Origin of the sequence: Saccharothrix sp. ST-888 (assembly GCF_000955975.1) — a bacterium.
Classification (GTDB): Bacteria; Actinomycetota; Actinomycetes; order Streptomycetales; family Streptomycetaceae; genus Kitasatospora.
Genome location: NZ_JYJF01000158.1, coordinates 1 through 10,221, shown reverse-complemented (window position 1 = coordinate 10,221; position 10,221 = coordinate 1). Strand labels below are relative to the sequence as shown.

At 69.3% G+C, this 10,221-nt stretch carries 9 protein-coding genes and 1 pseudogene; 5 read left to right on the top strand and 5 right to left on the bottom strand.

Going from position 1 to position 10,221, the window contains the following annotated elements:
* Positions 1 to 370: pseudogene (locus tag UK12_RS30505) on the bottom strand (hypothetical protein); the annotation flags it as partial.
* 313 nt (positions 371 to 683) lie between these two features.
* Here UK12_RS30505 and leuA point away from each other — a divergent pair.
* From leuA to UK12_RS30485, 4 genes are all read left to right on the top strand, one after another.
* Positions 684 to 2,465 (top strand): 2-isopropylmalate synthase, encoded by a 1,782-nt coding sequence (gene leuA / locus UK12_RS30500; protein WP_045306444.1) that lies wholly within the window; start codon positions 684 to 686, stop codon positions 2,463 to 2,465.
* A 218-nt stretch (positions 2,466 to 2,683) separates the two neighbouring features.
* The gene (locus tag UK12_RS30495; protein ID WP_045306443.1) at positions 2,684 to 3,349 is read left to right on the top strand and encodes a TerB family tellurite resistance protein; all 666 of its coding nucleotides are present in this window, start codon (positions 2,684 to 2,686) and stop codon (positions 3,347 to 3,349) included.
* A 261-nt stretch (positions 3,350 to 3,610) separates the two neighbouring features.
* Positions 3,611 to 4,357, top strand: coding sequence for a DNA repair protein RecO (gene recO / locus UK12_RS30490; protein WP_045306442.1), 747 nt, complete (start codon positions 3,611 to 3,613; stop codon positions 4,355 to 4,357).
* A 5-nt stretch (positions 4,358 to 4,362) separates the two neighbouring features.
* On the top strand, positions 4,363 to 5,193 hold the full coding sequence (locus UK12_RS30485; protein ID WP_045306441.1) for an isoprenyl transferase: 831 nt from the start codon (positions 4,363 to 4,365) through the stop codon (positions 5,191 to 5,193).
* A gap of 59 nt (positions 5,194 to 5,252) precedes the next feature.
* Here the strand turns inward: UK12_RS30485 and UK12_RS30480 are convergent, their stop codons facing one another.
* From UK12_RS30480 to UK12_RS30465, 4 genes are all read right to left on the bottom strand, one after another.
* Positions 5,253 to 5,666: a Fur family transcriptional regulator gene (locus tag UK12_RS30480; protein WP_045306440.1), complete on the bottom strand. Its 414-nt coding sequence runs from the start codon at positions 5,664 to 5,666 to the stop codon at positions 5,253 to 5,255.
* A gap of 35 nt (positions 5,667 to 5,701) precedes the next feature.
* On the bottom strand, positions 5,702 to 6,703 hold the full coding sequence (locus UK12_RS30475) for a metal ABC transporter permease (protein WP_197085294.1): 1,002 nt from the start codon (positions 6,701 to 6,703) through the stop codon (positions 5,702 to 5,704).
* Complete coding sequence (locus UK12_RS30470) at positions 6,700 to 7,536, bottom strand: metal ABC transporter ATP-binding protein (protein ID WP_045306439.1); 837 nt, start codon at positions 7,534 to 7,536, stop codon at positions 6,700 to 6,702. The genes UK12_RS30475 and UK12_RS30470 overlap by 4 nt, the downstream gene beginning before the upstream one ends.
* A gap of 76 nt (positions 7,537 to 7,612) precedes the next feature.
* Positions 7,613 to 8,569 carry a metal ABC transporter substrate-binding protein gene (locus UK12_RS30465; protein ID WP_045306438.1) on the bottom strand — a complete coding sequence of 319 codons (957 nt, stop codon included), beginning with the start codon at positions 8,567 to 8,569 and terminating at the stop codon, positions 7,613 to 7,615.
* A 251-nt stretch (positions 8,570 to 8,820) separates the two neighbouring features.
* On the opposite strand from UK12_RS30465, the gene UK12_RS30460 reads away from it, so the two are divergent.
* Complete coding sequence (locus UK12_RS30460; RefSeq protein ID WP_045306437.1) at positions 8,821 to 10,203, top strand: glycine--tRNA ligase; 1,383 nt, start codon at positions 8,821 to 8,823, stop codon at positions 10,201 to 10,203.
* The last annotated feature ends 18 nt before the right edge of the window (positions 10,204 to 10,221 follow it).

The window sequence follows — 10,221 nt, the reverse complement described above, 5'->3', positions numbered from 1 at the left end:
CCTGCCCGTAGTGGACCGTGGCGTTCAGCGGCAGCCAGGCGCCGTCGATGGAGTTCCTGGCGTACACGGTCTCGTAGAGCGCGAAGGTCGCGCCGAGGCCGTCGTAGGCGCGGTTGACCGAGGAGTCCTCGGCCGCCGGCTGGCCCTCCAGCCGGATCGGCCTGCCGGGTGTCCGCTGGGCGTGGCCGGCGTCTCCGATGGTGCGGGTGAGGTGGTGGGCCGGCGGTGGGGGCGCGATCGCCTGGAGCCGGGCGGTGCGGTGGGTGAGGTCGAGTGCCAGTGAGCGCTGCGCCGGCCCGTGGCCCTGCTCGGCGAGCCGGTCGAGGACGTACGGCGGGATGATCGTGCAGTAGTGGGGTGCTGGTCTCATGTCGCCAAGAGTGAGGCATTGATGACTGGTTGTCACGAGGTCGGGAGTCGGTCGTCCGTCTCAAGGGGTGGAATGGTGGCCGAGTTCACTGCCCGTGGCCGGTGGCCTGGGTTACTCTCGGACACATCATGCGTTACGGGCTGCTTCTTCTTAGCTGCCGCGGCGAGGGCCTGTAGTCCAGATAGGCCGGCTCCCTTGCCGCGGGGAGTTGTGTTGCGCCCGATCAATGTCGATGCGGCGCACCAGTCGGCCCAGCCGGTGTCCACCACCCCGGCCAGCCCGCAATCGATCTGGGAAGCTGAGACTCTCCTCCATGACTGAGCAGTCCGCCATCGCTCGCGCGTTCAACGACCGCCCCACCCCGATCACCGCCGCCTCCGTGCAGCAGAAGCCCTCGGGTATGCCGTTCCACCGCTACCTGCCGTTCGGCACCGTGGATCTGCCGGACCGCAGCTGGCCGGGCCGGGTCATCACCGCGGCGCCGCGCTGGCTCTCCACCGACCTGCGGGACGGCAACCAGGCGCTGATCGACCCGATGTCGCCGGCCCGTAAGCGCAAGATGTTCGACCTGCTGGTGAAGCTGGGCTACAAGGAGATCGAGGTCGGCTTCCCGTCCTCGGGGGCCACCGACTTCGACTTCGTCCGCTCGCTGATCGAGGAGCAGGCGATCCCCGAGGATGTCACCATCTCGGTGCTGACCCAGGCCCGCGAGGACCTGATCGAGCGCACCGTGGAGTCCCTGGTCGGGGCGCCGCGCGCCACCGTCCACCTGTACAACGCGACGTCGCCGCTGTTCCGCCGGGTGGTCTTCAAGGGCAGCAAGGACGACATCAAGGGCATCGCCGTGGACGGCACCCGCCTGGTGATGGAGTACGCGGAGAAGCTGCTGGGCGAAGGGACCGTCTTCGGCTACGAGTACTCGCCGGAGATCTTCATCGACACCGAGCTGGACTTCGCGCTGGAGGTCTGCGAGGCGGTGATGGACGTCTGGCAGCCGGGCGAGGGCCGCGAGATCATCCTGAACCTGCCGACCACGGTGGAGCGTTCCACCCCGAACGTCTACGCCGACAAGATCGAGTGGATGTCGCGCAACCTGTCCCGCCGCGAGTTCGTCTGCCTGTCCTCGCATCCGCACAACGACCGCGGCACCGGCGTCGCCTCGGCCGAACTGGCCATCATGGCCGGTGCCGACCGGGTCGAGGGCTGCCTGTTCGGCCAGGGCGAGCGGACCGGCAACCTGGACCTGGTCAACGTCGGGATGAACCTGTTCTCGCAGGGTGTCGACCCGATGATCGACTTCTCGGACATCGACGAGATCCGCCGTACCTACGAGTACTGCAACCAGATGGTCGTACCGGAACGCCACCCGTACGCCGGCGACCTGGTCTACACCTCCTTCTCCGGATCGCACCAGGACGCGATCAAGAAGGGCTTCGACGCCCTGGAGGCCGACGCCGCCGCGGCGGGCATCCCGGTCGGCGAGTACACCTGGGGCGTCCCGTACCTGCCGATCGACCCGAAGGACGTCGGCCGCTCCTACGAGGCGGTCATCCGGGTCAACAGCCAGTCCGGCAAGGGTGGTATCGCCTACGTCCTGAAGAACGACCACAAGCTGGACCTGCCGCGCCGGATGCAGATCGAGTTCTCGAAGATCATCCAGGCCAAGACCGACGCCGAGGGCGGCGAGGTCACCCCGGCCGCGATCTGGGACGTCTTCCAGGACGAGTACCTGCCCACCCCGGACAACCCATGGGGCCGGATCGCGCTGAGCGGTTCGCGCAGTCTGACCACCGAGGACGGCCGCGACGCGCTGTCCGCCGAGGCCGTGGTGGACGGACAGGGCGTCACCCTGGCCGGTACCGGCAACGGCCCGGTCTCCGCCTTCGTCAACGCGCTGGCCGGGATCGACGTGGACGTACGGGTGCTGGACTACGCCGAGCACGCGCTGAGTGAGGGCGGCGACGCCCAGGCGGCCGCCTACGTCGAGTGCGCGGTCGACGGCCAGGTGCTGTGGGGCGTCGGCATCGACGGAAACACCGTGCTGGCCTCGCTGAAGGCAGTGATCAGCGCCGTCAACCGGGCCCGGCGCGGCTAGTTCTTACGGCTGGTTCATGCGAGGGGGTCGCCGGGAAGGCGACCCCCTCGCAGTGTGTTCCACGCCACATCTTTACCCGTTCGGGGTGCTGACACATCCCCTCAACCATGGCAGCATCTATGCACCGGAACCGAGGTCGGTGGGACGGCTCCCGGCGTCCGGTCGCGTGACCTGCCCATTGATGCGCAGGCCGCCTGCCATGTCTGGGGAGTGGCGCCGTGACAGGGTTGTGGGGTGTTCGCCCTCGCTGGCGGACGGATGTCCTCGGTGATTTCTTCTGCCCCGGCTGTGGTGGGGACCGCAACTACCGTCGGCAGCACGGTCGGCGGTGGCTGCGACTGTTCGGCACCCCGCTGGTGCCGGTCGGTCCCGTCGTCGGCAGTGTCCAGTGCACCAGCTGCCACGGCCGGTACGGCATGGAGACCCTGGAACAGGTCACCTGCGTCCGGCTCGCCTCGATGCTCCGCGACGCCCAGTACACCGTCACCCTCGCGGTCCTCGCCGCCGGCGGTACGAGCGGCCGGGCCGCCCGGGAGGCCGCCTGCACCACGATCCGCGAGGCCGGCTTCGAGGACTGCGGCGAGGCCCAGATCCTGGCCGCCCTGGCCGCACTCACCGGGCTGAGCGGCGAAGGCCCGCTCGACCTCGACGGCCACGGCAGCGGCCTCACCATCGAACTGCACGCCGCACTGGAGCCGCTGGCCCCGCACCTCGCCCAGCAGGGCCGCGAGCGACTGGTCCTCCAGGGCGCCTCGGTCGCGCTGGCGGACGGGCGCTACCTGCCGCAGGAGCGCGCCGCGCTGGCCGCCGTCGGCCGCTGCCTCAAGCTCGGCGAGGACCGGGTCGGCGAGCTCCTGGACGCCGCGGCGGGCGCACCGCACTGACTTTCGGCCCGTAGTCGTTCCGACCCGTACCCGTCTCCTCCGCCTGCTCCCCGCTCCCTGTCTCCGCTCCCTGTCTCCATCGCTCACCCGCCTCCTCTCGGACCGGGCCCGACATCCCCCTCTCCGGGCTCGCCGTGTCCCGCGCCTGCCGGTGTCCCCCCACGGACCAGGGCGCGGGCACACGGCTGCCCACAGTGGCTCCGGAGTGCGCGAGAATGGTCGGATGGCCACACTGTTCGACTCCCGCGCCGGGGTGCGCCGATGAGCCTCTTCCGCGACGACGGCGTGGTCCTGCGCACCCAGAAACTGGGTGAGGCCGACCGCATCATCACCCTGCTCACCCGCCAGCACGGCCGGGTCCGCGCGGTGGCCCGGGGCGTCCGCAAGACCAAGTCCAAGTTCGGTGCCCGGCTGGAGCCCTTCTCCCACGTCGACGTGCAGTTCTTCAGCCGCGGCGCCGACCTGGTCGGCCGCGGGCTGCCGCTCTGCACCCAGGTGGAGACCATCGCCCCCTACGGCGGCTCGATCGTCACCGACTACGGCCGCTACACCGCCGGGACGGCCATGCTGGAGACGGCGGAACGATTTGCCGAGAACGAGGGCGAACCGGCCGTCCAGCAGTACCTGTTGCTGGTCGGCGGACTGCGCACGCTGGCCGCCGGACTGCACGAGTCGCACCTGGTGATGGACGCCTTCCTGCTCAGGTCGCTCGCGGTCAACGGATACGGCGCGAGTTTCACGGACTGCGCCAAGTGCGGACTGCCCGGCCCCAACCGCTTCTTCTCGCTCCAGGCGGGCGGAGTGCTCTGCCCGGACTGCCGAGTGCCTGGAAGTGCCGTACCCTCCCCTGAGACACTGGTACTGCTCGGCGCGCTGCTGTCAGGGGACTGGCAGACGGCGGACAACTGCGAGCCTCGGTACTGGCGGGAGGGCAGCGGGCTGGTGGCCGCCTATCTGCAGTGGCACCTGGAGCGGGGTATCCGCTCGATGAGATACGTGGAGAAGTGAGCAGCATGGCAGCGCGACGGCTCTTCGGCGGTAAGCAGCGCGATTACGTCACCCCGGCCCCGCACCCGAGCGGCGCCAAGCCCCCGAAGCTCCCCGGTGAGCTCGTCCCCGGTCACGTCGCGATCGTGATGGACGGCAACGGCCGCTGGGCGAAGGAGCGCGGGCTGCCGCGCACCGAGGGCCACAAGGTCGGCGAGTCGGTCGTCCTCGACGTGCTCAGGGGCGCCATCGAGCTCGGCGTGAAGAACGTGTCCCTGTACGCCTTCTCCACCGAGAACTGGAAGCGTTCCCCGGAAGAGGTGAAGTTCCTGATGAACTTCAACCGGGACGTCATCCGCCGCCGCCGGGACGAACTCGACGCGATGGGCGTCCGGATCCGCTGGGCCGGCCGGATGCCCCGGCTCTGGAAGAGCGTGGTCCAGGAGCTCCAGGTCGCCCAGGAGCAGACCAAGAACAACGACGCCGTCACCCTCTACATGTGCGTCAACTACGGTGGCCGGGCCGAGATCGCGGACGCCGCGGCGGCCATGGGCCGGGACGTCGCGGCCGGCAAGCTGGACCCGGCGAAGATCTCCGAGAAGACCATCGCCAAGTACCTGTACCACCCGGACATGCCGGACGTGGACCTGCTGCTGCGCCCCAGCGGCGAGCAGCGCACCTCCAACTTCCTGCTCTGGCAGAGCGCGTACGCCGAGTTCGTGTTCCAGGACGTGCTCTGGCCGGACTTCGACCGGCGTGATCTGTGGCGGGCCTGCGAGCAGTTCGCGATGCGCGACCGCCGGTTCGGCGGTGCCATCCCCAACGAGGTCAGCCCCGAGGTTCCGGCGCAGCGCTGACGTGACATGCGAAGGGCCCGGGAGCGGTTGTCGCTCCCGGGCCCTTCGCTGCTGTCCGCTCAGCCCTTCTTGGCCGCGCAATCCCCGCAGAGACCGAAGATCTCCAGCGTGTGGGCGATGTCGGTGTACCCGTGCTCGGCGGCCACGGTGTTGGCCCAGCGCTCGACCGCGGGGCCCTCGACCTCCACGGTTGCACCGCACTCGCGGCAGACCAGGTGGTGGTGGTGCCCGCTGCTGCAGCGGCGGTAGACCGCCTCGCCGTCCGCGGTGCGCAGCACGTCCACCTCGCCGGCGTCGGCCAGCGACTGCAGTGTGCGGTACACCGTGGTCAGCCCGACCGAGTCGCCCCGGTGCTTGAGCATGTCGTGCAGTTCCTGGGCGCTGCGGAAGTCCTCGATCTCGTCCAGGGCCGCCGAGACGGCGGCTCGCTGCCGAGTTGATCGGGCGCGCGGCGACGGGCCTGCGGTGGTCACCGTGGGTCCTCCTGGGGGTGGGTTCGTCTAGCTCCTCATTGTGCCAGCCCCGTACTGGCGATCGGGTCGCTCTTCGGAGCTCCGTTCGCACTCGTGGTGTGAAGGTCCGTGCCGCCGGCCGGTTCCCGGGTGGCGTCCTGTGGCTTGCCGTGCGGCCTGCCGCCGTCCTGTGCCGGGATCGCGACCTCGCAGATCTCGGGCCCGTGGTCGGCGGCGGCGCGGTGACGGCGGCGGGCCAGCGGCGCGGCGATCGCGCTGAACACGGCGAAGATCGCGATGGCGAGCAGCACGATGGCCGGGCCTGACGGCACGTCGGCCTGGTACGAGCCGGCCACGCCCGCCACCGCGACCGTGATGCCGAGCGCGATGGCGGCCGCCTGGGTCGCGGCGAAGGAGCGGGTGAGCTGCTGGGCCGCCGCGACCGGGACCACCATCAGCGCGCTGACCAGCAGCAGTCCGACCACCCGCATGGCCACGGTCACGGTGACGGCGGCGGTGACGGCCAGCAGCAGGTTGAGGACGCGTACCGGAATGCCCGTGACCCGGGCGAACTCCTCGTCCTGGCAGATCGCGAAGAGCTGGCGGCGCAGGCCGATGGTGATGGCGATCACCACGGCGCCGAGGATCGCGATGGTGCTCAGGTCGGACGGGGAGACGGTGAGGATGGAGCCCCACAGGTAGCTCTCCAGGCTGCCGCTGCCGGCCTGGGCGCTCATGCTGACCAGCAGCTTTCCGCAGGCCATACCGCCGTAGAAGAGCATCGCGAGGGCGATGTCGCCGCGCTGCCTGCCACGCGCGCGGACCAGCTCCATCACGATCGCGCCGAGCACGCAGACCACGACGGCCATCCAGATCGGGCTGGTCTGGAACAGGAAGCCGAGGCCGACACCGGTCAGGGCGACGTGCCCGATGCCGTCACCCATCAGGGCCTGTCGCCGCTGGACCAGGTAGACGCCGACGGCGGGCGCGGTGATGCCCACCAGAACGGCGGCGATCAGCGCTCGCTGCATGAAGTCGTAGTTGAGCATGTCGATCATGCGAGCAGCCTCGGGGTGTTGTGCAGGTGGTCGTCGTCCGCATGCGGGTGGACGTGGTCATGGCCGGGCAGGGCGTGCTGTCCGACGTCCTTGGGGGGTGGGCCGTCGTGGGAGACGCAGCCGTCGCGGAGTACCACGGCCCGGTCGATCAGCGGCTCCAGCGGGCCGAGTTCGTGCAGCACGAGCAGAACGGCGGCACCGCGCTCGACCTCGCGGCGCAGGGTGTCGGCGAGGATCTGCTGGCTGGCCATGTCCACCCCGGCCATCGGCTCGTCCATGATCAGCAGATCCGGGGTCCCGACCAGCGCACGGGCGATCAGTACCCGCTGGTGCTGACCGCCGGAGAGGTTGGCCACCCCGTCCTCGGCGCGGTCCAGCATGCCGACGGCGTCCAGCGCCCGGTCCACGGCGTCCCGGTCCCTGCGGCGGAACGGCAGCAACCGGTGCTGCGGCAGCCGGCCGGTGGAGACCACCTCGCGGACGGTCGCGGGCACCCCGCCGGCGGCGGTGGTCCGCTGGGGCACGTACCCGATCCGGTGCCAGTCCTTGAACCGGGCGTACGGTTTGCCGAAGAGCTCATGGCTGCCGCGCTCCAGCGGGACGGAACCGATCACGGCCTTGACGGTGGTCGACTTGCCGGAGCCGTTGGCGCCGAGCAGTGCGACCACCTCGCCGGGCCGCACCACGAGATCGATGCCGCGCAGGACCGGACGGCCTTCGAGGGAGGCGACGGCGTCGCGGAGCGAGACGGCCGCAGGCGCGGCGTCGGCGGAGACCGGGTGCCGCGCCCCGGCGGAGTCCGTCGGCGCCGTGTCGGGTATGACAGAGCTCATGGCTGGGGTGTCCTCTTGGTGTTTGGCCGTTTGGTCTCTCGGCCGCGACGGATCACGTTCTCGGCCGACCGGGCTCTCAACTGGCGGTGCCGAGTGCAGCCTGAAGGTTGGTCAGGTTCTGGCGCATGATCGAGAAGTAGTCGTTGGCGGACGGGTCCTTCACGCCCTCGATCGGGTCGAGCACGGCGGTCTTCAGGTTGAGGTCCTTGGCGACGGTCTTGGCCAGGTCGGGGCTGACCAGTGCCTCGAAGAAGATCGTGGTGACGCCGTTGTCCTTGGCGGCCTTCTGGATCGAGGCCAGCCGGGCCGGGGTCGGCTCGGCCTCCGGGTCCACGCCGTTGATGGCGATCTGGTTCAGGCCGTAGTGGTCGGCGAGGTAGCCGAAGGCGGCGTGGCTGGTGACGAAGGTCTTGGTTCTGGTGCCCTTCAGCCCGGCCTGGAACTCCTGGTCGAGGGCCGACAGCTTGGTGACCAGCTCGTCGGTGTTCTTCCGGTAGTCGGAGGCGTGGTCCGGGTCGGCCTTGGCCAGCTCGGCGCCGACGCTCTTGGCGACGGCGGCGTACCGGGTCGGGTCGAGCCAGATGTGCGGGTCGCCCGCCGCGTCGGCGTGGTCGTGACCGTCCTGGCTCGCGGTTCCCTCGTCCAGGTGGTGGTCGACCAGCGGTGAGGCGGCGGTGGCGTCCACGACGTGCTTGACGGGGCTCTGCTCGACGACCTTGTCGACGGAGGGCTGGAGGCCCTTGAGGTAGACCACCAGGCCGGCGCTCTGAACGGAGGCGACCTGCTTGGCCTTGAGTTCGAGATCGTGCGGCTCGACTCCGGCGGCGGTGAGGTCGGTGACCTTCACATGGCTGCCGCCGATCTGCTCGGCGAGGAACTCCATCGGGTAGAACGACGCCACCACGCTCAGCCTGCCATCGCTGGCCTTGCCCTCGGCGCTGCTCGAACCGCCGCAGGCGCTCAGGGTGAGGGCGCCGACAACGGCGGTGGCGGTCAGGGCTATCGAGGTGGTCGGGAGGCGTCGCAGCATCATGACAACCATTGTCATCTTAAGTGGAAATGATTGTCAACTCACCCGATTGGCGTATGTATGACGCACGGATGGTGCATGGATGACGCGTCCGGGACATCGAGGGCGTCCGGGATGTACAGATCGGAGCCCGACCCGGAATACCGAGTTGAACCGTCTACCCACCAGCCCGGTAGCCTGAGGTATTCGGGTGCGCGCAACCAGCCGCGCCTTGACCATGCCGTCGAACCTGACGTCGTACTGAAGAGAGCACTGTGGCCGCCGACAAGATCGACACGATTGTCAGCCTGAGCAAGCGCCGTGGCTTCGTCTACCCCTGCAGCGAGATCTATGGCGGTACCCGTGCCGCCTGGGACTACGGGCCACTGGGCGTCGAGCTCAAGGAGAACATCAAGCGCCAGTGGTGGCGTGCGATGGTCACCGCTCGGGAGGACGTCGTCGGCCTCGACTCGTCGGTGATCCTGGCCCGCGAGGTCTGGGAGGCCTCCGGCCACGTCGCCACCTTCAACGACCCGCTGACCGAGTGCCTCTCCTGTCACAAGCGGTTCCGCGCGGACCACCTGGAGGAGGCGTACGAGGCCAAGCACGGCAAGCTGCCGGCCAACGGCCTCGCCGACATCAACTGCCCGAACTGCGGCAACAAGGGCGGCTTCACGGAGCCCAAGGAGTTCTCGGGCATGCTGAAGACGCACCTCGGCGTCACCGAGGACGCGGGCGGCCTGGCCTACCTGCGCCCGGAGACCGCCCAGGGCATCTTCACCAACTTCAAGGCCGTGCAGACCACTTCGCGCAAGAAGCCGCCGTTCGGCATCGCCCAGGTCGGCAAGAGCTTCCGCAACGAGATCACTCCCGGCAACTTCATCTTCCGCACCCGCGAGTTCGAGCAGATGGAGATGGAGTTCTTCGTCAAGCCGGGCGAGGACGAGAAGTGGCACGAGTACTGGCTTGAGCAGCGCTGGAACTGGTACGTGGACATGGGTCTGCGCACCGAGAACATGCGCTTCTTCGAGCACCCGAAGGAGAAGCTCTCCCACTACGCCAAGCGCACGGTGGACATCGAGTACCGCTTCAACTTCGGCGGCAGCGAGTTCTCCGAGCTGGAGGGCATCGCCAACCGGACCGACTACGACCTCACGGTGCACAGCGAGGCTTCCGGCCAGGACCTGAAGTACTTCGACCAGGAGTCCGGCGAGCGGTACTTCCCGTACGTCATCGAGCCCGCAGCCGGTCTGAACCGCGCCATGCTGGCCTTCCTGCTGGACGCCTACTTCGAGGACGAGGCGCCCAACGCCAAGGGCGTCATGGAGAAGCGCGTCGGCATGCGCCTCGACCCGCGCCTCGCCCCGGTCAAGGTCGCGGTCCTGCCGCTGTCGCGCAACGCCGACCTCTCGCCGAAGGCGCGCGGTCTGGCCGCCGACCTGCGGACGGCCTGGAACGTCGAGTTCGACGACGCCGGCGCCATCGGCAAGCGCTACCGCCGCCAGGACGAGATCGGTACGCCGTTCTGCGTCACCGTCGACTTCGACACCCTTGAGGACAACGCAGTCACCATCCGTGACCGCGACACCATGGCGCAGGAGCGTGTCTCCCTCGACCAGGTGAAGTCCTACCTGGCGGCCCGCCTCATCGGCTGCTGATCAGCTGCTGATCGACCG

Excerpts from the sequence above, each read along its gene's own strand:
- leuA (WP_045306444.1), top strand. The coding sequence starts at position 684 with ATGACTGAGCAGTCCGCCATCGCTCGCGCGTTCAACGACCGCCCCACC.
- recO (WP_045306442.1), top strand. The coding sequence starts at position 3,611 with ATGAGCCTCTTCCGCGACGACGGCGTGGTCCTGCGCACCCAGAAACTG.
- UK12_RS30485 (WP_045306441.1), top strand. The coding sequence starts at position 4,363 with ATGGCAGCGCGACGGCTCTTCGGCGGTAAGCAGCGCGATTACGTCACC.
- UK12_RS30475 (WP_197085294.1), bottom strand. The coding sequence starts at position 6,703 with ATGATCGACATGCTCAACTACGACTTCATGCAGCGAGCGCTGATCGCC.
- UK12_RS30470 (WP_045306439.1), bottom strand. The coding sequence starts at position 7,536 with ATGAGCTCTGTCATACCCGACACGGCGCCGACGGACTCCGCCGGGGCG.
- UK12_RS30465 (WP_045306438.1), bottom strand. The coding sequence starts at position 8,569 with ATGATGCTGCGACGCCTCCCGACCACCTCGATAGCCCTGACCGCCACC.